This window comes from Pseudomonas sp. PA27(2017) (genome assembly GCF_001945445.1).
GTDB lineage: Bacteria > Pseudomonadota > Gammaproteobacteria > Pseudomonadales > Pseudomonadaceae > Aquipseudomonas.
In genome coordinates this window covers 44145-70341 of the sequence record NZ_MSXW01000046.1, presented here as the reverse complement: position 1 = coordinate 70341, position 26197 = coordinate 44145, and the positions used below count along the sequence as shown (strand labels likewise).

Here is a 26197-nt window from a genome sequence, read left to right as displayed (position 1 = left end):
GGAAAACAGCACCGCAGAGCAGGCTGTAGAAAATTTTCCAACTACGTTTGAATGAGCCGTCAGAGCGCCGGTCCGCGGCGTTGCGGATGATGTCACTTTAACGGTGTTTTGCGCTTCTGCACGCCACCTGTTTACCCGTACTATTCGCGGCCAAAACCTGCTCCAACTATTGCCACCCCTCACTGTCACTTTCTCACGCCGATCAGAAAAGTCGGCCTGTATCCGTTTAGGAGTTTTGACTCATGGCAGCACTGCAGACCGGCACCGTCCAGGCGATCAAGAACAACCAGGCGCAATTGCTGGATGAGTGGAGCAAGGGCCTGGAGGCCAGTGGCGCGACCCGCAATATCAAGGAGCAGGAGCTGCATCAGCAGACCGCCGAGTTTCTGCAACTGACCCTGGCTGCTCTGGAGGGCGAGGGTGGTTCGAACATCGCCACACCGGACTGGGAGAAGGTACGCCAGTTCCTTGAGCGTCTGTCGGCCAGCCGCGCACTGCTGGGCCATGATTCGCACCAGACCGCCAATTTCATCTTCGTCCTCAAGGGCCCGCTGTTCGCCCTGCTGCAGCGTCATTACCGCGACCGGCCGGAAGAGCAGGCACAGCAACTGCTGGACGTGTCCGAGCTGTTCGACAACCTGGGCATGCACACCATCCGCACCTTTCAGAAATCCCGCGAGGCGGTGATCAAGCGTCAGCAGGAAGAGCTGCTGGAGCTGTCCACCCCGGTGGTCAAGCTGTGGGACGGTATCCTGGCACTGCCGATGATCGGCACCCTGGACTCCCAGCGCACCCAGGTGGTGATGGAGTCGCTGTTGCAACGCATCGTCGACACCGGTTCGGAAATCGCCATCATCGACATTACCGGCGTGCCGACCGTCGACACCCTGGTCGCCCAGCACCTGCTCAAGACCGTGACCGCCATTCGCCTGATGGGCGCCGACTGCATCATCAGCGGCATCCGCCCGCAGATCGCCCAGACCATCGTGCACCTGGGCCTGGACCTGCAGGGTGTGAGCACCAAGGCCAACCTGGCCGATGCCTTGAAGTTGGCGCTGAGCCGCCAGGGCGTCAGCCTCGACAAAATGGTGTAAGCCCATGGAGCGCATTCCGATTTTGCGAATGGGTGAGTTCCTGCTGGTGACCATCCAGGTCGACATGCACGACCAACTGGCCCTGACCCTGCAAGAGGATCTCGCTGAACTGATCAGCAAGACGTCGGCTCGCGGCGTGTTGATCGACATCTCCGCGCTGGACATGGTCGATTCGTTCATCGGCCGGATGATCGGCACCATCTCCGGCCTCTCGCGAATCATGGATGCCGAGACCATGCTGGTCGGCATGCAGCCGGCGGTGGCCATTACCCTGGTGGAACTGGGCATGACCCTGCCGGGCGTCAGCACCGCGCTGGATGTCGAGCGCGGCATGCAGCGCCTGCGTGAGCGGGTGGCGCGGCGATGATCGTACGCAGCAGTGGTACCCAGCCGATCGCCATCGAGCAGGACGTGGTGCTGGCCCGCCAGACCACCCGCAAGCTGGCCACCGAGTGCGGCATGCGGTTGATCGATCTGACCAAGCTGGTCACCGCGGTCAGCGAGCTGGCACGCAACACCATGGTCTATGGCGGCGGTGGCGACATGGACTGGCAGGTGCTCGACGACAGCACCCGCGTCGGCCTGCGCCTGGTCTTTCGCGACGAAGGGCCGGGCATTGCCGACCTCAAGCTGGCGATGACCGACGGCTGGACCTCGGGCAACGGCCTGGGCCTCGGCCTTACCGGCGCCAAGCGCCTGGTCGACGAATTCGAACTGGACACCGAGCCGGGCAAAGGCACCAGGATCACGATTACCCGATGGACATGAACATCAGCGGCAGCGTCACCCAGGTGCTGCCCATCGACGACGACAGCCAGGTCGGCCACGCCCGACGCACCGCGCAGAAGTTGGCCGAGGGGCAGGGCTTCGACGCGTCCGATGCCGGGCGGGTGGCGCTGGTGGCCACGGAGCTGGCCAGCAACCTGCTCAAGCATGCCGGGCGTGGCGAGCTGCATCTGCGCGTATTGCCGCGCAGCAATGGCGCCGGGGTGGAGATCGTCGCCGTGGACCGCGCCGCCGGCTTCGACCTCGATGCCTGCCTGACCGACGGCTATTCCACAGGCGGCACCCAGGGCATCGGCCTCGGCGCGATCAGCCGTCAGGCCGAGGTCTTCGACGCCTACGCCGATGCCCGCGGCGCCGTGCTGCTGGCGCGCTTCTATCCACGTTCGGCCAAGAAGCCCGACCTGCCGTTCGGCGTCAGCCAGCACGCGCTCAACGGCGACCCGGCCTGCGGCGACGGCTGGTACCTGGTGCTCGGCGAAAACGCCGTCAGCGCGCTGGTGGTCGACGGGCTGGGCCATGGTGAAGAAGCGCAGCAGGCGGCAGAGGTCTGTACGCAAACCTTCGCCCAGGGGCCGTTCAATGACCCATTGCTGTTGATCGATGACCTGCACCGCGCCATGCACGGCACCCGCGGCGGCGCCGTGGCCGTCGCCCAGGCCCAGCTCGACAGCGGCCATTTGCGCTTCGTCGGGATCGGCAACATCGCCGCCAACCTTATCAGCGCCGGCAAGTCGCGTGGCCTGGCATCGCATCCTGGCATCGTCGGCGGCCAGTACCGCAAGGCGCAGCCGTTCGACTTCGAGCAGGTGACCGGGCAACTGCTGATTCTGCACAGCGACGGCCTGCAGTCGCGCTGGAATCTGAACGATTACCCGGGCCTGGCCTATCGTCACCCGGCGGTGATCGCCGCCGTGCTGCACCGAGATTTCTGCCGCGGCCGTGACGATGTCACGGTCGTGGTCATCGCGTTGGAGGCCATCCATGGCTGAACCCGAAAACCTCAGCCACACCGAGCAGGCCGCGCTGATCGCCCAGTTGCGCAGCGAAAGCGCCGCACTGCGCGAAGAGCTCGAGGAAACCAACCAGGGCGTGCTAGCCCTGTACGCCGAGCTCGACAACCAGGCCGATGAGCTGCGCCAGGCGTCTGACCTCAAGAGCCGCTTCCTGTCCTACATGAGCCATGAGTTCCGCACCCCGCTGGGCTCGATCCTGAGCATCACCAGCCTGCTCAGCGACGAACTCGATGGCCCGCTGAGCGATGAGCAGCACCGTCAGGTCGCCTTCGTCAGCACGGCGGCACGCGAGCTAAGCGACATGGTCGACGACCTGCTCGACCTGGCCAAGATCGAAGCGGGGCGCATCAGCATTTCGCCGGCCTGGTTCGACATGCTCGACCTGTTCTCGGCGCTGCGCGGTATGTTTCGACCCATAGTCGATGCCCGCGCGGTGGACCTGATCTTCGAAGAACCGGTCGGCCTGCCGCGCCTCTATACCGACGACAAGAAGCTCGCGCAGATCCTGCGCAACTTCATCTCCAATTCGCTGAAGTTCACCACCCGCGGTGAAGTGCGGGTGTCGGCGCGCCTGGAAGGCAATGACCGGATACGGTTCGCGGTCAGCGACACCGGCATCGGCATTGCCCCCGAGTTGCACGACGCCCTGTTCGAGGACTTCTCGCAGATCGACTCGCCGCTGCAGAAGCGCCTGCGCGGCACCGGCCTGGGGCTGTCGCTGTGCAAGCGCTTCGCGGCGCTGCTCGGCGGCGAGGTGGCTGTGCAGAGCGAGCCGGGCGTGGGTTCGGTGTTCTCGGTGACCATCCCGCTGGCCATTGCCGCCGAGGTCGCCGATGAGCAATGACAGCCGTGTCCTGATCGTCGACGACAATGCAGCCACCCGCTATGCCCTGCGTCGGCGCCTGGAGCGTCACGGTTACCAGGTGCTCGAAGCCGGAACCGGCAGCGACGGCCTGGCGCTGATCCGCAGCGAGGCCATCGACGCGCTGATCCTCGACGTCAACCTGCCGGACATGAGCGGCTTCGATATCGTCCGCACTCTACGGGCTGAGCCGCGTACCGCGCTGCTGCCGGTGATCCACGTGTCCGCCGCGTCGATCCAGACCGGCGACATCGTCACCGGCCTCGAAGCGGGAGCCGACGCCTACCTAGTGCACCCGGTCGACCCGGACGTACTGCTGGCCACGCTGCGCACGCTGTTGCGCGTGCGCATCACCGAAGACGCCCTGCGCGCCAGCGAGGCGCGCTTTCGCGAGATATTCGTCAACGTCAGCGCGCCCATCGCCGTGCTGGATGCCGACCTGGCGGTGCACGAGTGCAACCACGCCTTCGCCCAACTGATCGATGGCGAGGAGGGCCTACGCCGGTGCTTCGCCGACGACCAGGCGAGCATGCTCGACGAGCTGCGCGCGCGGCTCGCGGCTGGCGAGCGCTGGAAGGGCTCGCTGACCATGCAGGTACACGGCGAGGCGCGGGAAACCGAGTGGCAGGTGTCGCCCTATCGGGACTCGGCCCTGAGCCTGGTGTTCGTCGAGGACGTCACCGAACATCGCCGCCGTGAGCGCCTGCACAAGGCCCAGCTGGACGATGCCACCAACCAGCTGGCCTACGAAGTGGCCGAGCGCGCGCGTACCGAAGCGCAGCTGTTGCAGATGCAGAAGATGGAAGCCCTGGGCAATCTCACCGGCGGAATCGCCCACGACTTCAACAACATGCTCACCGGCATCATCACCAGCCTGGAGTTGATCCAGAAGCGGGTCGGCGAGCACCGCCTGGATCGCGTGCAGCTGTATACCGATGCGGCACTCAACTCGGCGATGAGTGCGGCGGCGCTGACCCATCGCCTGCTGGCCTTCGCCCGCAAGCAGCCTCTGGATAATCGTGCGGTGGACGTCAACGAGCGTATCCGTTCGCTGGAAGAAATGCTGGTGCGCACCATCGGCGAGCAGATTTCCCTGACTCTGGAGCTCAACGGCAAGCCATCGATCGCTCTGGTCGACCCGAGCCAGTTGGAAAGTGCGGTGCTCAATCTCGTGATCAACGCCCGCGATGCGCTGCCCCAGGGCGGCCACATCTGGGTGGCCACCTACACCGCCCATTTCAGTGGTGATCCCAATCTGGCCGACGGCGCCTATATCGCCCTGTCGGTGCGCGATGACGGTACCGGCATCGAGCACGCGTTGATCGACAAGGTATTCGACCCGTTCTTCACCACCAAACCGGTGGGCCAGGGCACCGGCCTGGGGTTGTCGACCATCTACGGTTTCGCCCGTCAGTCCGGTGGGCACGCGGGCATCCGCAGTGCGCCAGGGCGAGGCACGGAAGTGACCGTTATGCTGCCGGTCAGCAGCGAGCCGCTGCTGGAGCAGGGCAGCGCCGAACAGTCGGATTACCGTGGTGCCGGCGAGCATGTGCTGATCGTCGAGGACGTGCCCTCGGTGCGCGCTTTCGTCGCTGAAGTGCTTGAAGAGGCGGGTTACCGCTGCACTCAGGCCGGTGATGTGGAAACTGCCCTGGTGCACCTGCAGAGCGCTGCGCAGATCGACCTGTTGCTCACTGATGTGGGCCTGCCGCGCATGAACGGCCGCGAACTGGCCGAGCGGGCGCGCGCCCTGCACAAGGGCTTGCCGATCCTGTTCATGACCGGTTATGCCGAAAAGGCCATCAACCGCGAGGTGTTTCTGAGCAGCGGTATGGAACTGCTGGCCAAGCCGTTCAAGATGAACGAGCTGCTGGAGAAGGTGCGGGCCTCGCTTCCCGAGCACTGATCGACGCTCGCTGCCTGGCGAGCGCGGGGCCGTCGTCGATGGCTCCGGGTGTCTACCACGCTGGCCGGCGTCGCCCGGTTCGCCGCGCCACTGCTTTGCTGCAATCCGTCGCCAGGCGGATACAGCGCGCGATTCCCTGTCCCGGAGCACCTTTGTGCTGGCCCTGGAAGCCGCTGGAGCCGTGTGCTCTGGTTATGGATGGTTACAAAACTTACAGTTTCATATCTGCCCGCCGATAGTGTTGGACATGCCGCAGGAAAACCGCCGCCTCCGCACGGCCGGCTTCCACTGCGCTTGCTGCATGCGCCGGAGGGCGCGTGACCAAAGGGCTTTGGCCTTATCGCAATATCCAGGGAGTCTGCATATGTCCTTCTCTAACTTGCTGCTCGACATGAGCGTCAGAAAGAAGCTGTTCGTCGGTTTTGGTCTGATTCTGGCCATTACTCTGGTCATCGTCTGGGTGGGGCAGTCGGCCTTGCAGACCACCTTGCGGCGTTTCGACGTGCTGTTGGGGGTCAGCAGCATCGATGCCAAGCTGACCCAGGCGCGTCAGCAGGAGAAGAACTTCATCCTGCGTGACGACGACAAGTACATGCAGCAGGCACTTGCCATGACCGACGAGATCCAGCAACAGGCCAAAGCCAGCGAAGACCAGATGCAGCGCCCGCAGAACAAGGAGCTGATGCGCAAGATTCAGGGCGATGTGCAGGGCTACCGAGATGAGCTGCTGAGCCTCAAACAGGCCACCGCGAACAGTCATTCGGCGCAGGCGGCCATGGAAAACGCGGCGCGGGCCGCCCTTGAGAAGTTCTCATCCCTGGAAGAGCGTCTGCGCAAGGCGGCCGTCGAGCAAATTCGTCTGACGGGGGATCAGGCCAGTATCGATGTGCTCGATCAAGCCAACCAGGCCAATGCACTGGCCGTGGAGCTGCTCGAGGCACGCCGTCGGGAAAAAGACTTTCTGCTGCGCAAGGACGAGCAATACGCCACGTTGCTGCAGCAGCATTTCGCGTCGCTGCAGCAAAAGGGCCTGATCCTCACTCGCTCGCTAGGCAACCCCGATGACCAGGCGGATGTCGAAGCCGCGCTGGTCCAGTTGCAGCAGTACAACGAACAGTTCGGCAACATGCGCAAGGCAGTTGCCGATTACGCCACCACCGAAAACGACATGACCCAGCGCGCCCGTCAGGTTGCGGACTCCTCGAACCAGGCCCTGGCGCTTCAGTTCGGTTTGCTCAACAGCGACGCCAGCAATGCCAAGACACTGCTATTCAGTGCCGCCGCCATCGCCTTCGTCCTTGGTGTGCTGTGCGCGCTGTTGATCACCCGCCTGATCGTCGGCCCGCTGCAGCGTGTGGTCGGTGTGGCCAAGCAGGTGGCCAATGGCGACTTGTCCGCCGATATCGTGCCGGATCGCCACGACGAACTGGGCCAACTGATGCAGGCCATGCAGGACATGACCCAGAGCCTGCGCGATCTACTGGGGCGCCTGGGCAACGGCGTTGCGCAATTGGCCACGGCGGCCGAGGAGTTGTCTGCGGTGACGGAACAGACCAGCGCCGGGGTGGCTCAGCAACGCATGGAAACCGAGCAGGTGGCCACCGCCATGAACGAGATGACCGCTACCGTGCTGGACGTGGCGCGCAACGCCGAATCGGCCGCCGAATACGCCCGCAACGCCGACGAGCAGACCCAGGAAGGCCAGCAGACCGTGCAGCAGGCGGTGGCGCGTATCGAGAAACTGGCCGTGTCCATCGAGGATTCGGCCCACGCCATCGAGTCGCTCAAACATGACAGCGGCAACATTGGCACCGTGCTCGACGTGATCAAGGGTATCGCCGAACAGACCAACCTGCTGGCCCTCAACGCGGCCATCGAGGCAGCGCGGGCTGGTGAGTCGGGTCGCGGTTTCGCCGTGGTGGCCGATGAGGTTCGCGCCCTGGCGCGGCGTACCCAGGAGTCCACCGAGCAGATCGAGGGCTTGATCAGCAATCTGCAGAGCGGCGCTGAGAAAGCCGTGGCCATGATGGGGCAGAGCTGCGCCCAGGCGGAAACCACCGTGCACGCGGCCAAGCAGGCCAACGGCGCCCTGAGCGCGATCAATGCGGCAGTCTCGGAAATCCAGCAGATGAACCAGCAGATCGCCACTGCCGCCGAGCAGCAGAGTTCGGTGGCCGAGGAGATCAATCGCAGCGTGTCGAGCATCCGCGACGTGGCCGAGCAGTCGTCGGCGGCTACCGAGGAAACTTCGGCTGCCAGCATCGATCTGGCGCGCCTGGGCGCCGACCTGCAAGCCCAGGTCAACCGCTTCAAACTGGCGTGAAACACCACCGCTGAGCGGGCATTGGCGCGCGGGCAACCGCGCGTCACCCCAGCCACGGAGCACTGCGGCCAGCTGTGAATTTAAATGGCGGGCCGGTAGCAAAAAACCACCAGACAGGCTTCAATGGCGCCTCGCTCCGCCTCCTTTCTCTGCCAGCTTGGGATCTATCGTGATATCTGATGACGCCGAAGCGCTTCGGCAGCGGTTGCAGACGCTCGAGGCAGAGAATGCCGATCTCAAGGCCCGTCTGGCTGCTGCTGGCACCGGCCTGGGCACGGCTGGCGTAGAACACTTCGGGCAGATCTTCGAGCAGGCGCCGGCCGCCATGGCCGTGTTGCGCGGCGCCGACTTGCGGTTCGAGTCCATCAACCCGGCTTACCAGCGTCTGCTGGGCCTCGGCGAGGTGATCGGTCAACCGGCGCGGGAGGTGCTGGGTGGGCGTATGGCGCGGCGATTCATCGATCTGCTCGAAGAGGCCTATCGGCGCGGCCGTGCGGTGCGTGCCCGCAATTTCGAGGTGCCGGGCCGGCCTGGGCAGCAGCTGGATTTCAGCTACCAGCCGCAGTTCGATGCCCAGGGGCGGGTCGAAGGCCTGTTCATTCAGGAAATCGACGTCGCCGAGCAGCGCCGCGTCGAGCATGCCTTCGCCCAGGAACGTGAGCGCTACGAATTCCTGTTCAACACCATGGATGAAGGGTTCTGCGTCATCGAATTCTTCGATGGCCCTCACGGCCCGCTCAGCGATTACGTGCATATCGAAGCCAATCCGGCTTACGCCGAGCACGCCGGCATCCGTAACGTGGTCGGGCAGAAACTGCGCGAGATGGTCGGCGAGGAAGCCGACAGCTGGGTCGAACGCTATGCCCATGTGCTGCACACCGGCGAGTCGATTCGCTTCGAGCAGGAACTGGTCGCCACCGGCCGGCACCTGGAAATCAGTGCCTTTCGCGTCGGCCCCGCCAGCCGTAAGCAGGTAGCGGTGCTGTTTCAGGACATCACCCAGCGCAAGCAGGCCGAGGAGTCGCTGCGCCAGCTCAACGAAACCCTGGAAGCGCGGGTACGCGATGCCAACGAGGCGCGTCGCGTGCTGGCCGGCGTGGTGGACAGTGCCGACGCGCTGATCTTCATCATGGGCTTCGACTACCGCTGGATCGCCATCAATGGCTCGGGCATGCGCGAATACGAGCGGGTGTTCGGCGCCCGCCCGCAGATCGGCGAGAACTTTCAGGAGGCCCTCAAGGATCAGCCCGAACACCTCGAAGCCGTGCTCGGCCCCTGGCAACGTGCGCTGGCCGGTGAAGAGTTCGAGGTGGTGGTGCCGTTGGACAACGAGCAGGGAACCCGCCATTTCGAGATGCATTTCAGCCGCTTGAACGATACCGAAGGCCGGCAGATCGGCGCCTACCAGTTCGTCTACGACATCACCGAGCGGCTGCAGGAGCAGGAGCGCCTGCGGGTGGTCGAGGACGCCCTGCGTCAGTCGCAGAAAATGGAAGCGGTAGGCCAGCTGACCGGTGGCATCGCTCACGACTTCAACAACCTGTTGACCAGCATCAGTGGTTCGCTGGAGCTGCTGCAGATGCGCCTCGGCCAGGGGCGCCTGGGCGATCTCGATCGCTATGTCAGTGCGGCGCAGAGCGCGGCGCGGCGTGCCGCATCGCTGACCCATCGACTATTGGCGTTCTCGCGCCGGCAGACCCTGGACCCCAAGCCGACCAACGTCAATCGCCTGGTCACCGGCATGGAAGAGCTGGTGCGCCGCAGCGTCGGCCCGCACATCACCACTGAAGTGGTGTTGGCTGCGGGGCTATGGTCGAGCTTCATCGACGGCCCGCAGCTGGAAAACGCCTTGCTCAATCTGTGCCTCAACGCTCGCGATGCCATGCCTCAGGGCGGTCGGCTGACCATCGAGACCGCCAACAAGTGGATCGACGACTACGCGGCGCGCGGCCGCAACGTGCCGCCGGGCCAGTACGTGTCGCTGTGCGTGACGGACACCGGCACCGGCATGAGCGAGGAAGTGATCGAGCACGCCTTCGAGCCGTTCTTCACCACCAAGCCGATAGGCGAGGGCACCGGCCTGGGGCTGTCGATGGTCTACGGCTTCGTACGCCAGTCCGGGGGCCAGGTGTGCATCTATTCCGAGGTGGGCCAGGGCACCACCATGTGCCTGTACCTGCCGCGCCTCTACGGCAGTGACGAGGTGGACGCCGAGCCCGCCGAGCCGGAAGCCGACGAGCAGAGTGCCGGCCGTGAAACGGTGATGGTCGTCGACGATGAGCCGGCCATTCGCATGCTGGTCATGGAAGTGCTCGAGGGCTTGGGTTACACCACCCTGGAAGCCGGTGACGGTGCGTCAGGTTTGCGAATTCTGCAGTCGGATGCCCGCATCGATCTGCTGGTCACCGACGTCGGCCTGCCCGGCGGCATGAACGGCCGGCAACTGGCCGATCTGGCTCGTCTGGAGCGGCCGGATCTGAAGGTGCTGTTCATCACCGGCTATGCGGAGAACTCGGTGATCGGCAACGGCCATCTGGAGCCGGGTATGCGCCTGTTGACCAAGCCCTTCACCATGCAGGCGATCGCCAACCGCATTCACGAGATGATCGAGGGTGACCGCCAGGTCTGAGCCCGGGGTTGCAATCGATCAGGCCGGTTCGCTGGAGTTGGCGGGGAAGTAGAGTTCCAGCAGCTTGCGTGCGGATTTCTTGATCGCCTTGTCCAGGTCGACGGTCGAGAACCAGCGGCAATCGGCGATTTCGTTCAGCGGCCGCGCGGCCAGGGTTTCTGGTACCGACACGCGAAAGACGTGATGGGGGCGGCTGTCGAACTCGTGCAGGGCGAGAAACTCCAGCGCCTGGCTGTCCAGCCCGGTTTCCTCGCTCAGCTCGCGCAGCGCAGCCTCGGCCGGCCCTTCATGGGCTTCGATCTTGCCGCCGGGCAGTGTCCACTTCGCGTCGGCCTTGCGCACCAACAGGACTTTGCCCTGCTGGTGGCAGATGACGGTGGCGCGGTGTTTGGCGGATTTGAGCATGGTGTTCCCGGACGTCGTTTGCAGTGTTCATACAGGGTGTTGGAGCGGTAAAAAGTTCGGACTGTTTTTTCTGATTCAGCCGCCACTTTCATACCCCGATAATCGCACTGTAGACGCTTGCGCCAGGGATTTCAGTCACCGCGCCGGCCGTGTGTCGAATCGATCACGGCTTTGGCCCGTCAATTTACTGTTTGGTGCACGGGTGCCGACCGCAAAGGGTCGCTTTTCAGCCGTCGACATCAGCGCGAAGCACCTCATTGCCACGACAGCCGTTTGCCGAGGGAGAACCTGCCGGGCCCTGCGATCAGCAGCGTGGTGAAGATAATTGCCAGCAGCCAGGCGAATTGCCCTTCACCCAGGCTCCACTCGGGATGGACGAACACCAGGGACACCAGCATCACCGCCAGTACCGGCAGCGTGGCCAGCCGGGCGAACGGGCCGGTGATGATCAGCAGCGGGCACAGTACCTCGGCGAATATCGCCAGGCTCAGTGTCAGGTGCGGGCCGAGGCCGAACGGATCCTCGATCAGACCCAGCTCGGCCTGGAAGTTGATCACCTTGGGCACGCCATGCACGAGCATCAGCACCAGGCTGCCGGTCACGCGCAGGAACAGCAACGCCCAATCGTTGGTAGGGGCGGGAAGTGCGGTTGCGGTATTCATGGAGCCTCCTGTGGGGGGCTTCACTGTGCGCAAGTGGCAGAGCGCCGTCTTGCATGGCTGTGCTCGATGATCAGCCAGGCCAATAACCCGCTGCGCCGCGACGCATGGCGATAACTGAGTGGCGGGTTATGCAACAAAAGGAAGGATTTGGATTACTGTTTTTTCATCGCCGAAGTTCTACGGCGAGCGCGCCTGCTCATACGACAGAAAAATGCAGTTTATTATAAAGCTGTACATTTATGATGGCTGTACAGGGTGGTTAATTGATTAGCGTTGTGCAATGGCGGGTAGCTGGTTTATTTGGGTTCGGAAAAACATGCGTGCCATTTAACTCGATAATTATGCAATGTTCTCTTTTGTATAAGTTCTCGAGTGGGACGACTCGATAATCATCTCCAACCACAACACTGGTAAATGCCAGGCCCGCTATCAAGCCTGGCGGTTCTCACTCAAGACGATTTTTTTCCGCCACCGCCATGGCTGTTCTGGCCGCCCTTGCGGCCTGCCTCGGCAGCTTTCTCTCGGTCGTTGGCAAAGTTGCCACCGCTTTTCTTTCCGCCCTTGCGGCCAGCTTCCGCCGCTTTGGTTGGATCGTTTGCAAAGTTACCTGGATTGCGGTGAGCCATTTTCGTCTCCTTGTTTTTCGGGAATAACGCAAACCTCAGGAAATACGAATTAGCGGCGAAGGTTTTTGTTCGAAGTTAATAATTGAATAAAGGACGAGTGGCACATTTTGCTATTGAAGTGCTTGCATGGCTACGCGCAATGGCGATGGGCGAGCATGCAAAATGCCGGGTTCTAAGAGCCGTTAATTGCATTGTGCATGACGATTATTTCGAACACCCTTGTTTCCGTTGGGAAAACTTTCTGGCATCACCAATGCATGGTTGTTGTCGATCCGAACCGTGCTATTGCACGCTTGCGCGACCAATCTGCCACTCAGTCTCCAAAGGTGATCTGTGATGATGTCAATTCTCGAACAACGGCAGATCATCGAATCTGCCTTTCTGCCGCTCAACTGCCGCTGCCTTGTCGAGGCCGACGACACCTTGACCGTACAAATCCGCGCTGTCGGTGGCGATCAGATGTTGCTTGGCGTCAAGGGCATTCAGCGCAGCGAACTGTCCAGCTCTCGTTCCATATCGCAACTCGTGCTGCGCCTGCGCCAGCAGGTGACCGTACTGGAGTCCACGCATGTGCCGAGCCGTGAGCGTAGTGCCCTGCAAAGCGGCATTCGCGCCTGAAAAAGGTGCGCTGGCTTAGCCTGAGCCGGTCGTTTGCAGCAGCTGCGCCAGCCGATCAGCCAGATCCCGGCGACGGAAGGGCTTGGCCAGCACGTCGAAACTGCTGATCTGGGTCGGCGTCAGGTTGGCGTAGCCAGTGATGATCAGCACCGGCAGCTCCGGAATGCGTTGGCGCAGTTCCTGGGCGAGTTGGGCGCCGGTCTTGTTTTCCATGATGTGATCGGTGACCAGCGCATCCGGGCGCAAGCCCTCTTCGATCAGCTTGAGGGCCGCCGCAGCCGACTCCACTTCGGTCACTTCATAACCCAGGTCATTCAGTTGCAGGCTGGTGGTATCGCGCACCAGCGTTTCGTCATCGACCAGCAGGATATGGGTGGGCCGTGACGCACGCGGCACCTCCTCATCGCGTTCGGGCTTCTCGCAGACGACCGGCGCATCGGTGGTCGGCAGCCACAAGTTGACCCGAGTGCCGTGCTCGGGCGCCGAGTCGATGGCGAAACCACCACCCGATTGCACCAGCAACCCTTGCACCATGGATAGGCCCAGCCCGGTGCCCTTGCCGACGCCCTTGGTCGAGTAGAAGGGCTCGGCGCAGCGCCGCAGGGTTTCTTCATCCATGCCGCAGCCCGAATCGCTGAGCACCAGACGGGCGTATTGGCCGCCGCTCAATCCCGCGGCGTTCTCACCAGGCATTTCATCGAGTTCGGCAGCGATGCTCAGTCGGCCACTTTCGCCCATGGCATCACGGGCGTTGACGGCCAGGTTGAGCACCGCAAGCTCCAGCTGATGAGGGTCGATGAACACGGTGGGCATGCGCTCGGGAATATCGATGCGCAATTCGATCATCGGCCCGAGGGAGCGCTGGATCAGGTCACGCATGTTGCGAATCAGCGTACACAGGGCCACGGGCTGTGGCTTGAGGGTTTGCCGGCGGGCGAAGGTCAGCAGCCTGCCCACCAGAATCCGCGCGCGGTCGGCAGCCTGCAGCGCGCCGTCGGCCAGCTTGGTGCAGCGTTCGTCCGGCAGGCGTCGGCGAATCAGTTCCAGCGAGGCCATGATCGGCGTCAGCAGGTTGTTGAAATCGTGGGCGATGCCGCCGGTGAGTTGGCCGACCATCTCCATCTTGTGCGCTTCGTGCAGTTGCGCCACGGCCGCCTCGCGCTGCGCCACCATGGTGGCGACGCGATCTTCGAGGGACTCGTTCAGCTCGCGCAGTTGCGCTTCGGCGCGTACCCGTTCGCTGATATCGACGCACACACAGATGGTGCCGGCGACGCGCTGTTGTTCATCGAGCAGCGGCGAGACATGATTCTGCACCCACACCACGCTGCCATCGGCGCGGCTGTAGCAGCGGGTGTTCTCGAATGAGCGGCCGTGGCGCAGGCTGTATTCGCAGGCCGAGGTGACTGACGCGCATTCGCCCGATTCAGCCAGCTCGTGCAGGCTCTGACCAAGCAGTTGCGCGCGGCTGCGCCCGACGATCTCGCAATAGTGGTCGTTGACACGCACCAGGGTCATGCTGGCGTCGCACACGGCGATACCGGCACCGGCCTGGTCGAACATCGCCGACAACTGCGTGGAACTCAGGCGCAGCGCGACTTCGCCGCGCGCATGGGTGATCCACGCCCAGGCAAGCTTGGCGGTCTCTTCAGCGAGATGGGCCTCATAGTCGGAAAAGATGTGGCTGTCGTCATGCTCGATCACCAGCACCGCATCGAGCGCGCCATGGCGCACCACCGGCACGTGCAGTGCGGCGGGTGAGCTGGCGGTTCGCTCCAGTACGAGCGGGTGTCCGGCGAGCAGCACCTGATTCTGCACGTGGTCATAGCGCGGCAGGAGCTGCTCGGGTGTGGCACGTGGTGTTTCGGTTCCCGGGTTTTCGGCGAAGAACACTTGCGAGGCGTTCAGCTCTTCGGTCAGCTTGCGCAATACCAGCGCTTCGACCTGAGCCGGTTCGCTGATCGATGGCAGTGCCTGGCCCAATTCCAGCAGGAACGCCTGGCGGCGCTCGAATTGCACGCGCTGGGTGGTTTCATTGACCACGCACAGCACGCCTTCGACCGAGCCGTCTGCCTCATGCACGGGTGAATAGGAAACATCGAAATACACCGCTTCGCCACGGCCATGGCGTTCGATGTAGAAGGGTCGGTCCTTGGCCGAAAAAGTTTCGCCGGTTTCACGCACGCCGCGCAGCAACGGCTCGAGGTCGTCCCACAGCTCGGTCCAGTTCTCCACCGCCGGCCGGCCCAGGGCACGGGGGTGCTTGTTGCCAATGCTCGGGGCATAGGCGTCGTTGTACAGGGCGATGTATTGCGGGCCCCAGAACAGGACGATCTGCGCCTTCACCGGCAGCACGGTGCTCATCAGGGTTTTCAGGGCCGTCGACCAATCTGCGAGGGCGCCCAGCGGCGAGGTGCTTTCGTCGAACCGACGCAGCAGGTCGCCGATCTTTCCACCGCTGGCGGTGAACGCCAGGGGGTCGGCAACGGTTTGCTTGGGGGCTGGCTTGGTCAACTGATCCATATCATAAGGCGAGCGCAGTAATCGAGGCACTAGCTAAGAGCGGCCAAAACGCTGCGGCGTTCCGCCATATTTGGGCGTTTTCGACGACCTGTGCACACGCCGCTTCGCCTGTCGCGCCGCTTTCAACGTTCAGCGGTAGCTCTGCCAGGCTGGATGGGCGCCGTACGCAGATAGCTGCGGCGGATGCGTTCGACCTCGCCGCTACGCACCAGCGCCTGCAGCGCTGCATCGAGGCGCGGCAACTGCTCGGCGTGCTGGCGCTGCAGCTTGATCACCAGCGGCGCGTCGCTGAGTTGGGCGCCACGGACGAAGCCTTTGCTGCTGAGCCCGCGTGCAGCGAGTTGATCATCGAACACGTCGTCGATCTGGGCGATGGCATCGACCCGGCGGCGCAGCAGCAGGTCGAGCAGGGCGCGGTCGCGCGAGGTTTCCAGCTTGCTCAGCTGGCCACTTCTCAGGGCAGCGTCCAGTTTGCGATAGGTGTAGCCACGAACCATGCCGATACGCAGCCCGCGCAATTGCTCGATGGGCAGGTGACGGGCCGGATGATCGTCGAGAAAATACAGGTACTCGCGCACCTGCAGATAAGGCTGCGAATAGACGAAGCGCTGGGCGGCATCCGGGGCGTTCCAGACCGGCGAGTCGGCGTAGTTGAGATCCAGCCGGCCTTGCTCGAGCAGGGCGTTGAGGCGCTTGACCGGAAGGAAGACGATCGCCATCTGGTTGTCGCTTTGCGCCATGACCCGGCGCATCACATCCACGGCGATGCCCGTGGCGCGGCCATTTTCATCCTGGTAGCTGTAGGGCGGCCACTGCGCGGTGCCGCCCGACAGGCTCTGCGCCTGGCCGATACTGCACCACAGAGCGGCCATCACTACGCAGCCGTAAAGCAAGCGGCGACGTCCCATGTGAACCTCGTGAACATCCATGTCGAGTGGCCAGTTTACGCGTTCACCGCACTCCATACCTTGACTGATGTCTGATATCCGCAAGCCGGCCAATGTGTCGGCTTCTCATCGGCCGAACGGTTGCAAAGATTTGCGCAACTCTCTACTGGCTGTGATGTCATTTAGTTATCATCTGCGGGAAGGTCTGCGAAAGGGATTCCGGCACCCGCTTCCGTACGCAAGAACCGAGAGAACGACCATGCAGGCTCCTTACCCACCCTTGCCGTTGAACGAACTCAACCGCCAGCGCCTCATCGACGCACACCCGTGCCTCACCGAAGGCAATAGCGATTCGTTCCTCGACGAGGTGGTGAAGATCGCTGCGTTGTACTTCAACACCCCCATCTGCCTGATCACCATTCTCGACCGCAAGCGCCAGTGGTTCCGTGCGCGGGTAGGCACCGACCTGCAGGAAACCCCGCGTGCCGACTCCTTCTGCGCCTACAGCGTGGCCATCGGTGAAAGCGTCGAGGTCTGCGATGCTCAGCAGGACGATCGCTTTCGCTGCAACCCGCTGGTTACCGGTGAGCCGGGCATTCGTTACTACGCCGGCGTGCCGCTGGTGCTCGAGGGCGGGCTGGTGCTCGGCAACCTGTGCGTGATCGATACCCAGCCGCGCCCGCCGATGTCCGCCGCCGATATGGCGATGCTGCAGCAGATCGCTCGCCTGGCTGTCACACGACTGGACGAGATGCGCACCGCGGCCTTCATCGACGGCACTACCGGGCTGTACAACCACGCCAAGCTGGACGAAGACATCAGTGAGTCGATCGACAAGGGCGACAACCCATTGGCGGTGGCGATCGAACTGGTGTCGCCGGCGCAACTCAATGACATGCTCAAGTCGTTGGGCTTCCAGTTCCTGACCGATTTCACCCTGTCGGTGAGAAACACCCTGCGTAGCCTGCTGCCAGCCAGCTGGGAGCTATACAAGATCAGTGCGCTGCGCTTCGCCTGCGCCGTGCCCGGTGACCAGCTGGAGCAGGCCAAAGCGGTATTCGCCACCCTGATCGAAGCGTTCGGCAAGCCCATTCATTGCCAGGAGTTGCCGGTGTTGCCGCAGATCGGCATCGGCGTGCTGCGCCTGGAGGCCGGTGCGGTGCCCGGGGACTGGATGCGCCTGATCGTCTGCGCCGCCGATGAGGCGCGCATCTCGGGCCTGGGGTGGGCCTACTACGACGAACAGATGGACGCCGCGCAGCAACGCAGTAACCGTCTGCTCAACGACCTGGCCGACGCGGTGCGCGCCGACGACCAACTGCGCCTGGTGTATCAGCCGCGCGTCGACCTGCACACCGGCGTCTGCTTGTCCGTCGAGGCGCTGCTACGCTGGACGCATCCGACCCTGGGCGAGATCAGCCCCGCCGAATTCATTCCCCTGGCCGAGAAAACGCCGCTGATCCACGCGGTGAGCTTCTGGGTGGTCAACAGTGCGATCAGCCAGATCGACGCCTGGCGCCGCGAGGGTGTGGATCTCAAGGTGGCGATCAACGTCTCTGCCGAAGACCTGAACAACGACCACCTGACCGACGAGATCGTCCGCCTGCTGGCGCGCAACGAGCTGAACGGCTCGTGCCTGGAAGTGGAGTTCACCGAAAGCGCGCTGGTCGGCGATTTTTCCGTGGTGATCACCCAGATCGAGCGGCTCAAGGCCATGGGCGTGGAAATCGCCATCGACGACTTCGGCAGCGGCTACAGCAACTGGTCGTACCTGCGTGACATCCCCGCCGATACGGTCAAGCTCGACCGCTCGTTCATGGACGACCTGCAGCCTGGCAAGAAGGACTGGAACATCGTGCGTGCGTTGATCAGCCTGGCCAAGGAACTGGGCCAGCGGGTGGTCGCCGAAGGCATCGAAACCGAACACACCCTCAGGGTGATTCGCGACTGGGGCTGTCAGGAAGCCCAGGGCTTCTATATTTCGCGGCCGCTGGAGGCGGTTGACCTGCTGGCCTGGCTGAGCCGCTGCTCGTTCGCCATCAGCAGCTCGGAACGGGCATGAAGCGCCTCGGTTGAATTCAGCGCTGCCTGAACTATTTGGTTACTGCTAGCATCAGGCTCGTCAGCCCCCACGAGCCGCCGCCATGGCCCTGCATCTCTGGTTCACCTTCTTCCTGGCCTACCTGGCTACCACCCTCACTCCGGGGCCGAACGTGCTGTTGGTGGTGCGCAACGCGTTGCGCCACGGGCCGGCCGCCATGGGCGCTACCTTGCTGGGTAACCTGAGTGCTCAACTTCTGGTCGTTACCGGGGTTGCACTGGGCGTCGGCGCGCTGCTGGTTGCCATGCCCACGGCGTTCCTGGCCCTGAAAATCATCGGCGCCGGCTACCTGATCTATTTGGGGATTCGCCAGTTGCTCGGCCGCCAGCCAGGCGCCAGCACGGGCGTGGTGGCGCCTGCGGCCAGCCCGGTCGCGAGCTGGCGGATCGCCGGCGAGGCGTTTCTCGTGTCGATCAGCAATCCCAAGTCGATGATCTTCCTGTGCGCCTTCCTGCCGCAGTTCCTGCAGGCGGATCGTTCGGTGACGGGGCAGTTCATCATCATGTACCTGACCATCGCCGCCGTGGTCATCAGCGTGCACGCGCTGTATTGCTACACCGCCTTTCGCTTCAGCAAGCGCCTTGGTGGAGCCTCCTGGATTTCGCTGATCAAGCGGTTGACTGGCGCGCTGTTCATCGGCCTGGGCGTGCGGCTGCTGGCAGTGCGGGCCGCCTAGGCTGGCGCCGGATGGCAGAACGCCGACCTGGGTTGGGTCGGCGTTCGTTCGAGCAGCGCTGCTTCGCCTCTAGTTCTTCAGCGCCTTGCTGGCCGATTCGCTATAGGTTTCTGCGCAGGTGATATGGTCGCTGCCGTCCCAGCACTCGACGTTTTTCAGGTCCGGCATGTCGTCGCGGTGGAACACCGGCTCCACGCCCTTGCGCCGTTGGGCGTTGTAGTGGCTGAGCAGGCGCGCGGCGATTGCCGCCAGCGGCAGGATGGCGACCAGGTTGGTCAATGCCAGCAGCGGCATGAATACGTCGGCCATGGCCCAGACCACCGACACCTTGACCACCGAGCCGATCAGCACGAAGGCCATCACCAGCACGCGGAACAGGTTCAGGTACAGCTTGCTGCCGAAGATGTACTGGATATTCGACTCGCCGTAGTAGTAATTGCCGATCACCGAGGTGAAGGCGAACAGCAGGATGGCGAAGGTCAGGTAATGGATCGCCCAGCCGCCGAGCTGCTCGGCCAGCGCCCACTGGGTCAGGCTGGCGCCCAGGGCGGCGTCGCCGTAAGCATGGCCCGGGTCGGCGAGGAGGATGATCAGCGCCGTCATGGTGCAGATGATCAGGGTATCGAAATACACGCCCAGGGTCTGAACCAGGCCCTGCTTGACCGGGTGCGACACCGACGCGGTGGCGCTGGCGTTGGGCACCGAGCCCATTCCGGCTTCGTTGGAGAACAGGCCGCGGCGCACGCCCATCATGATCGCCGCACCGATGCCGCCGCCAGCGATCTCGCGCAGGCCGAAGGCGTGGGCGAAGATGTCGGCGAACACCGCCGGCACGTCGCCGATATTGAGGATGATCACCACCAGGCCGATGCCCAGATACATGACCGCCATCACCGGGACCACGGTGACTGACACCTTGGAGATGGTCTGTACGCCGCCGAAGATGATCAGGCCGGTCAGCACGGTCAGCGCGATGCCCACGCCCCAGGCCAGCTCGCGGCTGCCGCCTTCACCGCCGAAGGAGGTCTGCATGGCGTCGACGATGGAGTTGGCTTGCACCGAGTTGAACACCAGCCCGTAGGTGATGCTGATCATCACCGCGAACACCACCGCCAGCCAGCGCCAGCCCAGGGCGCGCTGGATGTAATAGGCGGGGCCGCCATGGTAGCGGTACTGCTTGTCCGATTTGTACAGCTGGCCCAGGGTCGACTCCACGAACGAGGTGGCGCCACCGACCAGCGCCACCATCCACATCCAGAACACCGCACCCGGCCCGCCCAGGGCAATGGCCGTGGCGACGCCTGCGATATTGCCGGTACCGACCCGCGACGCCGCGGAAATGGTGAAGGCCTTGAAGGAGGAAATCGCCTCCTTGTCACCATGGTTGCGCTCGAGGATCACCCGGAACATTTCCGGAATCATCCGTAACTGCACACCGCGGCATACGTAGGTCAGGTAGATGCCGCTGAGCAGCAGCATGGGGATGGCAAGGTAGGTCCAGAGCAGGCCGGAGAAGGCATCGAGCAACGCAGACACGGGCGTCTTCCTTTGGTCGTCTTATTCGAAGGGGCGCGAGGATAGGGCAATACGCCCAAATTCCCAAACCCGATTACGCTGCCAGCCGGCCACGCCAGCCCGGTTCCCTTTCCCTGCAGCGGTACTGGTTAGGGCGGGAAGGGCCGGGTTGGTTCAGGTTAACGAAGCGGCGCGAGGGGGCTTGCTGGGAATGTTTGGGCTGGGCGCCGCCTCGGTGCGGGAAGCCCGTTGCGGGCCTCCAGATCGTGCCGACCTGCTGCTCAGGGAATCAGCCTGGCCGCGCGCAACTGCTCGAATACCGCGAAGAAGGCATCGTCGGTGGCCTGGTAATCGACAAAGCCCAACTTGCGGCTTTTCGACATGTCGGTGACCACTTCGATGGGGCGACCCAGATCGGCGTCGGTGTGCCAGGGTGAGATCAGGCGGGTTATGTCGGCTTCGGCCAGGTCGTGTTTGGCGACCAGTTCCAGCCAGGCTGCGGCGTCACCGGCCATCTGTTCTTCCAGCGGAGCGGGCTCGCCGTCGAAAGGGGCGGCTTCGATGCCGAACCATTCGGCGATGCGCTGCCACATCCATTTCCAGCGGAACACGTCACCGTTGACGATGTTGAATGCCTGGTTGGCTGCTGCCGGGGTGGTCGCGGCCCAGTGCAGTTGCTTGGCCAGTTGGCGGGCGTCGGTCATGTCGGTGAGGCTGTTCCACTGTACGGCCGAGCCGGGGAAGCGGAACGGGCGGCCGGTTTCCCGGCAGATCGAGGCGTAGACGGCGAGGGTGGTCGCCATGTTCATGGCATTGCCAACCGCCACGCCGGTAACGGTGTGCGGGCGATGTACGCTCCAGGTGAAGCCATCGCGTTTGGCAGCAGCGAATACTTCGTCTTCCTGGGCGTAATAGAAATTCTCCACATCCAGGCGGCCCTGTTCCTCACGGAACGGCGTTTGTGGCAGCACGCCCTTGCCATAGGCCTCGAACGGGCCGAGGTAGTGCTTGAGGCCGGTGACCAGGCCGACGTGCTTGACGCTACCGGCTGGGCGCAGGGCATCGAGCAGGTTGCGGACCATCGCCGAATTGACGCGGATATTCTCTGCCTCCGTGGCCTGGCGCGCCCAGGTGGTCAGGAATACATGAGTCGGCTCGATGCCTTCGAGCGCGCTTGCCAGCGATGCCGGGTCGAGCAGGTCGGCGGCCAGCGGGGTGACGTTTTCGGCGGTGTTCGGGTTGCGAGCCAGGCCGGTGACCTGCCAGCCCTGTTCGGCCAACAGGCGCGATGTGGCGCTGCCGACGATACCGCTGGCGCCGACGACCAGTGCGTGATGTGCCATGAATCTATTCCTCCACAAGAACGAGTATTGGCACCATAGCGACGCTGCAGACTCAAACCAAGACGGCACCAAAAGGTAACCACCCCGATGCAACCCGGCACTCCCGATGAACAATGGCGCGAAGACTGCGCGCCGCGACGCGTACTCGAACTGTTCGCCACCAAGTGGACGAGCATGATCCTGCACACCCTGCATGCCCGCCACGGCGGCATCGCCCGCACCGGCGTGCTGCACCGCAGCCTGCCCGGTATCTCCAAGAAAATGCTGGTGCAAACCCTGCGCGAACTGGAAACCAGCGGCCTGATCGACCGCCAGGTACATGACAGCGTACCGCCCACGGTCGACTACTCGCTGACCGAGCTTGGCCAGCGGTTGGTCGAGCCTATCGAGATGATCTACGGCTGGGCCCGCGACAATGCACCGGCGCTCGATGCATTGCAGCCGCGGCGGACGTCGCGTAGGCGTTAAGACTGCCTAGCAGACAGCGCTCGCTGCCTGATGAAAGAGGCTCGCAATAGCGATTAACGGGTATTAATTGGTAAGGCTGCGCTGGCATGATCCGCGTGCTGGATACATTCGCGGGACTGCCGCTTCGATAGCTCTGCGAACCCATCATCTGCCGCCAGCGGCGCCCAACTCAGGAGTGCAATGCTTGAAGGCGCTAATCGTTATTGACGTACAAGAGGGGCTCTTTGGCCCTGAGCCCAAGCCCGCCTTTTCCAGCGACATCATCGCGCGGATCAATAAGCTGACCCAGCGCGCCCGGCTGCACGACGTTCCGGTGATTTTGGTTCAGCACGAGGCCACGACCGGGGAGTACTTCACCTACGGGAGTGCGGCGTGGCAGCTCGCTTCTGGTCTCGTGACGGATGAGCGCGACAGTTTTGTGCGTAAAACCACGCCAGATTCATTTCTGCGAACGGATCTGGATGCGCTGCTGAAACAGGCCGGTGTTTCGCAGATCGTAGTCTGCGGCTATGCCACCGAGTTCTGCGTCGATACCACGGTACGTAGCGCAGCTGGCCTGGGCTACGACGTGGTTCTGGTGAGTGACGCCCACACGACCCACGACAAGCCACACGCGCGTGCAGCCGAGATCATCACCCACCACACCGCCACGTTGGCTAACATCAGAAGCTTTGGTGTGCAGATCTCGGCGCAGGAAAGCGCTGCAGTGGTTTTCTAACTGTCGTCTAGCGCATCAAACCGGCTGCATACCCGCGCGCTTGAGCAACTGCTTGCAGCGTTCGGACAGGTGTACCACGCGCAGGTGCTTGCCCGCCTTGGTGTAGCGCTCGCGCAGGGTCATCAGGGCAGCGATGGCCGAGTAGTCGACGAAGCTCAGGAGGCGGCAGTCCACGGTGACTTGCTCGGGGTCGTTGGCGGTGTCGAACTGGTTGAGAAACTGCGTGGTGGAGGCGAAGAACAGCGTGCCGCGGGGCACGTAGAGCTTGCTGCCGTCGGCTTCCAGGCGGCTTTCGGCGTGCAGCTCACGGGCGTGCTGCCAGGCGAAATTCAGCGCGGCGATGACGATGCCGCAGGACACCGCCACCGCGAGGTCGGTGAGCACGGTGATGATGGTCACCGCGATGATCACCAGTACGTCGTTGAGCGGCACCTTGCCGAGCACCCGCAGCGAGGCCCAGGCAAAGGTCTGCTGGGCGACCACGAACATCACGCCGACCAGAGCGGCGAGCGGGATCAGCTCGATCAGCGGCGACAGGAACAGGATATAGAGCAGGATCATCACCCCGGCGACGATGCCGGACAGCCGACCGCGGCCGCCGGAGCTGAGGTTGATCATGGTCTGGCCGATCATCGCGCAACCGCCCATGCCGCCGCACATGCCCGAGGCGATGTTGGCCGCGCCCAAGGCTACGCATTCGCGGTCCGGGTGGCCGCGGCTCTCGGTGATCTCGTCGGTGAGGTTGAGGGTCAGCAGGGTTTCCAGCAGGCCGACCATGGCCATCAGCACCGCGTAGGGCAGGATGATCTTCAGGGTTTCCAGGTTCCAGGGAATCTGCGGCAGTGCCGGCACCGGCAGGTTGCCGGCGATCTTCGCCATGTCGCCCAGGGTGTGGGTGGGCAGGTGCAAGAAGTAGGTGAGCAGGCCGACGGTAAGGATCGCGGCGAGGGCCGGCGGGATCACCTTGGTCAGGCGCGGCAGGATGTAGACGATGGCCATGGTCAGTGCCACCAGGCCGAGCATCAGGTACAGCTCGTTGCCTTCGATCCAGCGGCCATCGCGCTGGAAGTGCTCCAACTGCGCCGTGGCGATGACGATGGCCAGGCCATTGACGAAACCGAGCATCACCGGATACGGCACCATACGCACCAGCTTGCCGAGCCTCAGCAAGCCGAAGGCCATCATGATCAGGCCGCCGAGCAGCACGGTAGCCAGCAGGTACTCGACGCCGTGCTGCACCACCAGCGCGACGATCACCACCGCCATGGAGCCTGCCGCGCCGGAGATCATGCCGGGGCGACCGCCGAACAAAGCGGTGATCAGGCAGATGAAGAACGCGCCGTACAGGCCCATCAGCGGGTTGACCTGGGCCACCAGGGCGAAGGCGATGCACTCGGGCACCAGCGCGAACGAGGACGTGAGACCGGCCAGGACATCGGCGCGCAGACGAGCGATTTTCATGGGTTACCTGATCGAGCAAGACGGACGCCCGGCAGGAGGCGGGGCGCGATACGGCCTGTGCGGCCTTGGCGATGGAAGGCTTGCGATGGTAAGGAATCGCCGTCGCGAAGGCCAGTGCCGTGGATATGACCGGCGTTGGCCTACAGGGTTTCGCTGCGCTCTGCCCGGGCTACTGGCCGAGGCGATGTACCGCTGGCCAGTAGCCTGCTCAGCGCGTCGTCAGAGCCCTGCGACAAAACAACTGCCCGGCAAAATGTGGCCTGGCTGGCTTTTGGAGCGACCAATAGGTCTAATTAGCCTTTTTCTCAGGCGCAAAATCGGCAGTAAACTGTCGCCTGCCCAAAAAACGATGACGAGGTAAACGCGTTGATTATTCACCCTAAAGTTCGTGGCTTCATCTGTACCACCACCCACCCGCTGGGTTGCGAGCGCAACGTGGCCGAGCAGATCGAGGCGACACGCAAACTGGGCGTGCGTAATGACGGTCCGAAAAAGGTGCTGGTGATCGGTGCTTCCAGTGGCTACGGCCTGGCGGCGCGCATCACTGCCGCCTTCGGCTTTGGCGCCGATACCCTGGGCGTGTTCTTCGAGAAGCCGGGCACCGAAACCAAGGCCGGCACCGCTGGCTGGTACAACTCGGCAGCGTTCGACAAGTTCGCCAAGGCCGAGGGCCTTTACAGCAAGTCGATCAACGGCGACGCGTTTTCCGATGAAGCCCGAGCCAAGGTCATCGAACTGATCAAGAACGAGATGGGCGGCAAGGTCGACCTGATCGTCTACTCCCTGGCCTCGCCGGTGCGCAAGCTGCCGCAGACCGGTGAAGTGATCCGTTCGGCGCTCAAGCCCATCGGCCAGCCCTACAAGTCGACTGCCATCGATACCAACAAGGACGTGATCATCGAAGCGTCCATCGAACCTGCCAGCGAGCAGGAAATTGCCGACACCGTGACCGTCATGGGCGGCCAGGACTGGCAGCTGTGGATCGATGCCCTGGCTGGCGCCGACGTGCTGGCCGAAGGCGCACGTACCGTGGCGTTCAGCTACATCGGCACGGAAATCACCTGGCCGATCTACTGGCACGGCGCGCTGGGTAAGGCCAAGCAGGACTTGGACGAAACTGCCCTGCGCCTGGACAAGAAACTGGCCGGTGAAGTCAAAGGCGGTGCCAACGTGGCAGTGCTCAAGTCGGTGGTAACCCAGGCAAGTTCGGCCATTCCGGTGATGCCGCTGTACCTGTCGATGGTCTTCAAGATCATGCAGGAGAAGGGGGTTCACGAAGGCACCCAGGACCAGCTCGACCGCATGTTCCGTGACCGCTTGTACCGCGCCGACGGCGCTCCTGCCGAAGTCGACGAAAAATCCCGCCTGCGCCTGGACGACTGGGAACTGCGCGACGACGTACAGGACGCCTGCAAGGCCATGTGGCCACAGGTGACCACCGAGAATCTGTTCGAAATGACTGACTATGCCGGTTACAAGAAGCAATTCCTCAACCTGTTCGGCTTCGAACGCAGCGACGTGGACTACGACGCTGACGTGGCTACCGACGTCCAGTTCGACGTGGTGCAGCTGTAATTCGCG

Annotated in this window: 21 protein-coding genes and 2 pseudogenes; 15 read left to right on the top strand and 8 right to left on the bottom strand. The window is 63.3% G+C overall.

The window, feature by feature from the left end:
- Nucleotides 1–242: 242 nt before the first annotated feature.
- The 9 genes and pseudogenes from BVH06_RS18620 to BVH06_RS18585 all read left to right on the top strand — a co-directional run bounded on the left by BVH06_RS18620 (nt 243) and on the right by BVH06_RS18585 (nt 10613).
- The gene (locus BVH06_RS18620) at nt 243–1094 is read left to right on the top strand and encodes an STAS domain-containing protein (RefSeq protein ID WP_075935061.1); all 852 of its coding nucleotides are present in this window, start codon (nt 243–245) and stop codon (nt 1092–1094) included.
- Between the two features lie 4 nt (nt 1095–1098).
- Nucleotides 1099–1461 (top strand): STAS domain-containing protein, encoded by a 363-nt coding sequence (locus tag BVH06_RS18615; RefSeq protein WP_013790737.1) that lies wholly within the window; start codon nt 1099–1101, stop codon nt 1459–1461.
- Nucleotides 1458–1862, top strand: a complete 405-nt coding sequence (locus tag BVH06_RS18610) for an anti-sigma regulatory factor (protein WP_013790738.1) — start codon at nt 1458–1460, stop codon at nt 1860–1862. The genes BVH06_RS18615 and BVH06_RS18610 overlap by 4 nt, the downstream gene beginning before the upstream one ends.
- A complete protein-coding gene (locus BVH06_RS18605; protein ID WP_075935104.1) occupies nt 1859–2869 on the top strand; it encodes an ATP-binding protein in 1011 nt (336 codons plus the stop codon). The genes BVH06_RS18610 and BVH06_RS18605 overlap by 4 nt, the downstream gene beginning before the upstream one ends.
- Complete coding sequence (locus BVH06_RS18600; protein ID WP_075935060.1) at nt 2862–3737, top strand: sensor histidine kinase KdpD; 876 nt, start codon at nt 2862–2864, stop codon at nt 3735–3737. The genes BVH06_RS18605 and BVH06_RS18600 overlap by 8 nt, the downstream gene beginning before the upstream one ends.
- Entirely contained in the window at nt 3727–5661 is a 1935-nt protein-coding gene (locus BVH06_RS18595; RefSeq protein ID WP_075935059.1) for a response regulator, read from the top strand. Before BVH06_RS18600 ends, BVH06_RS18595 begins: the two co-directional genes overlap by 11 nt.
- Before the next feature lie 247 nt (nt 5662–5908).
- Nucleotides 5909–7126: pseudogene (locus BVH06_RS26375) on the top strand (HAMP domain-containing protein); the annotation flags it as partial.
- Nucleotides 7100–7984 (top strand): methyl-accepting chemotaxis protein, encoded by an 885-nt coding sequence (locus tag BVH06_RS26370; RefSeq protein WP_371915304.1) that lies wholly within the window; start codon nt 7100–7102, stop codon nt 7982–7984. The pseudogene BVH06_RS26375 and the gene BVH06_RS26370, both read left to right, overlap by 27 nt.
- 169 nt (nt 7985–8153) lie before the next feature.
- Nucleotides 8154–10613, top strand: a complete 2460-nt coding sequence (locus BVH06_RS18585; RefSeq protein ID WP_075935057.1) for a PAS domain-containing protein — start codon at nt 8154–8156, stop codon at nt 10611–10613.
- 18 nt (nt 10614–10631) lie between these two features.
- Here BVH06_RS18585 and BVH06_RS18580 read toward each other — a convergent pair whose 3' ends face one another.
- The 3 genes and pseudogenes from BVH06_RS18580 to BVH06_RS18570 all read right to left on the bottom strand — a co-directional run.
- Nucleotides 10632–11018: an NUDIX hydrolase gene (locus tag BVH06_RS18580; RefSeq protein ID WP_075932013.1), complete on the bottom strand. Its 387-nt coding sequence runs from the start codon at nt 11016–11018 to the stop codon at nt 10632–10634.
- Between the two features lie 254 nt (nt 11019–11272).
- Nucleotides 11273–11680 (bottom strand): DoxX family protein, encoded by a 408-nt coding sequence (locus BVH06_RS18575; protein ID WP_075935056.1) that lies wholly within the window; start codon nt 11678–11680, stop codon nt 11273–11275.
- 449 nt (nt 11681–12129) lie between these two features.
- Nucleotides 12130–12291, bottom strand: a pseudogene (locus tag BVH06_RS18570) (general stress protein); the annotation flags it as partial.
- Nucleotides 12292–12642: 351 nt separating this feature from the next.
- Between BVH06_RS18570 and BVH06_RS18565 the strand changes: the two are divergent.
- A complete protein-coding gene (locus tag BVH06_RS18565) occupies nt 12643–12924 on the top strand; it encodes a DUF1652 domain-containing protein (protein WP_075932009.1) in 282 nt (93 codons plus the stop codon).
- 15 nt (nt 12925–12939) lie between these two features.
- Here the strand turns inward: BVH06_RS18565 and BVH06_RS18560 are convergent, their stop codons facing one another.
- Nucleotides 12940–15447, bottom strand: a complete 2508-nt coding sequence (locus BVH06_RS18560; protein ID WP_075935055.1) for a PAS domain-containing protein — start codon at nt 15445–15447, stop codon at nt 12940–12942.
- Nucleotides 15448–15569: 122 nt separating this feature from the next.
- Nucleotides 15570–16355 (bottom strand): ABC transporter substrate-binding protein, encoded by a 786-nt coding sequence (locus BVH06_RS18555; RefSeq protein WP_075935054.1) that lies wholly within the window; start codon nt 16353–16355, stop codon nt 15570–15572.
- Between the two features lie 238 nt (nt 16356–16593).
- Between BVH06_RS18555 and BVH06_RS18550 the strand changes: the two genes are divergently transcribed.
- Both BVH06_RS18550 and BVH06_RS18545 read left to right on the top strand, forming a co-directional pair.
- Nucleotides 16594–18396, top strand: a complete 1803-nt coding sequence (locus BVH06_RS18550; protein ID WP_075932004.1) for a GGDEF domain-containing phosphodiesterase — start codon at nt 16594–16596, stop codon at nt 18394–18396.
- Between the two features lie 82 nt (nt 18397–18478).
- Nucleotides 18479–19111, top strand: a complete 633-nt coding sequence (locus BVH06_RS18545) for a LysE family translocator (protein WP_075932003.1) — start codon at nt 18479–18481, stop codon at nt 19109–19111.
- Nucleotides 19112–19180: 69 nt separating this feature from the next.
- On the opposite strand, the gene BVH06_RS18540 is transcribed toward BVH06_RS18545, so the two are convergent.
- Both BVH06_RS18540 and BVH06_RS18535 read right to left on the bottom strand, forming a co-directional pair.
- Nucleotides 19181–20647, bottom strand: coding sequence for a sodium:alanine symporter family protein (locus tag BVH06_RS18540; protein WP_075935053.1), 1467 nt, complete (start codon nt 20645–20647; stop codon nt 19181–19183).
- A gap of 260 nt (nt 20648–20907) precedes the next feature.
- Nucleotides 20908–21969 (bottom strand): SDR family oxidoreductase, encoded by a 1062-nt coding sequence (locus BVH06_RS18535; protein ID WP_075935052.1) that lies wholly within the window; start codon nt 21967–21969, stop codon nt 20908–20910.
- A gap of 87 nt (nt 21970–22056) precedes the next feature.
- Here BVH06_RS18535 and BVH06_RS18530 point away from each other — a divergent pair, with 87 nt between their 5' ends.
- Together BVH06_RS18530 and BVH06_RS18525 are read left to right on the top strand one after the other, a co-directional pair.
- Complete coding sequence (locus tag BVH06_RS18530) at nt 22057–22437, top strand: helix-turn-helix domain-containing protein (protein ID WP_075935051.1); 381 nt, start codon at nt 22057–22059, stop codon at nt 22435–22437.
- A 175-nt stretch (nt 22438–22612) separates the two neighbouring features.
- Complete coding sequence (locus BVH06_RS18525; protein WP_256575200.1) at nt 22613–23155, top strand: cysteine hydrolase family protein; 543 nt, start codon at nt 22613–22615, stop codon at nt 23153–23155.
- A 15-nt stretch (nt 23156–23170) separates the two neighbouring features.
- Here the strand turns inward: BVH06_RS18525 and BVH06_RS18520 are convergent, their stop codons facing one another.
- Entirely contained in the window at nt 23171–24616 is a 1446-nt protein-coding gene (locus BVH06_RS18520) for a SulP family inorganic anion transporter (RefSeq protein WP_075935049.1), read from the bottom strand.
- A gap of 366 nt (nt 24617–24982) precedes the next feature.
- Here BVH06_RS18520 and fabV point away from each other — a divergent pair, with 366 nt between their 5' ends.
- The gene (gene fabV / locus BVH06_RS18515; protein ID WP_075931996.1) at nt 24983–26191 is read left to right on the top strand and encodes an enoyl-ACP reductase FabV; all 1209 of its coding nucleotides are present in this window, start codon (nt 24983–24985) and stop codon (nt 26189–26191) included.
- Nucleotides 26192–26197: the final 6 nt, after the last annotated feature.

Excerpts from the sequence above, each read along its gene's own strand:
- BVH06_RS18535 (WP_075935052.1), bottom strand. The coding sequence starts at position 21,969 with ATGGCACATCACGCACTGGTCGTCGGCGCCAGCGGTATCGTCGGCAGC.
- BVH06_RS18610 (WP_013790738.1), top strand. The coding sequence starts at position 1,458 with ATGATCGTACGCAGCAGTGGTACCCAGCCGATCGCCATCGAGCAGGAC.
- BVH06_RS18550 (WP_075932004.1), top strand. The coding sequence starts at position 16,594 with ATGCAGGCTCCTTACCCACCCTTGCCGTTGAACGAACTCAACCGCCAG.
- BVH06_RS18575 (WP_075935056.1), bottom strand. The coding sequence starts at position 11,680 with ATGAATACCGCAACCGCACTTCCCGCCCCTACCAACGATTGGGCGTTG.
- BVH06_RS18545 (WP_075932003.1), top strand. The coding sequence starts at position 18,479 with ATGGCCCTGCATCTCTGGTTCACCTTCTTCCTGGCCTACCTGGCTACC.
- BVH06_RS18555 (WP_075935054.1), bottom strand. The coding sequence starts at position 16,355 with ATGGGACGTCGCCGCTTGCTTTACGGCTGCGTAGTGATGGCCGCTCTG.
- BVH06_RS18600 (WP_075935060.1), top strand. The coding sequence starts at position 2,862 with ATGGCTGAACCCGAAAACCTCAGCCACACCGAGCAGGCCGCGCTGATC.
- BVH06_RS18615 (WP_013790737.1), top strand. The coding sequence starts at position 1,099 with ATGGAGCGCATTCCGATTTTGCGAATGGGTGAGTTCCTGCTGGTGACC.
- BVH06_RS18605 (WP_075935104.1), top strand. The coding sequence starts at position 1,859 with ATGAACATCAGCGGCAGCGTCACCCAGGTGCTGCCCATCGACGACGAC.
- BVH06_RS18620 (WP_075935061.1), top strand. The coding sequence starts at position 243 with ATGGCAGCACTGCAGACCGGCACCGTCCAGGCGATCAAGAACAACCAG.
- BVH06_RS18520 (WP_075935049.1), bottom strand. The coding sequence starts at position 24,616 with ATGAAAATCGCTCGTCTGCGCGCCGATGTCCTGGCCGGTCTCACGTCC.
- BVH06_RS18530 (WP_075935051.1), top strand. The coding sequence starts at position 22,057 with ATGCAACCCGGCACTCCCGATGAACAATGGCGCGAAGACTGCGCGCCG.
- BVH06_RS26370 (WP_371915304.1), top strand. The coding sequence starts at position 7,100 with ATGCAGGCCATGCAGGACATGACCCAGAGCCTGCGCGATCTACTGGGG.
- BVH06_RS18560 (WP_075935055.1), bottom strand. The coding sequence starts at position 15,447 with ATGGATCAGTTGACCAAGCCAGCCCCCAAGCAAACCGTTGCCGACCCC.
- BVH06_RS18595 (WP_075935059.1), top strand. The coding sequence starts at position 3,727 with ATGAGCAATGACAGCCGTGTCCTGATCGTCGACGACAATGCAGCCACC.
- BVH06_RS18580 (WP_075932013.1), bottom strand. The coding sequence starts at position 11,018 with ATGCTCAAATCCGCCAAACACCGCGCCACCGTCATCTGCCACCAGCAG.
- BVH06_RS18565 (WP_075932009.1), top strand. The coding sequence starts at position 12,643 with ATGATGTCAATTCTCGAACAACGGCAGATCATCGAATCTGCCTTTCTG.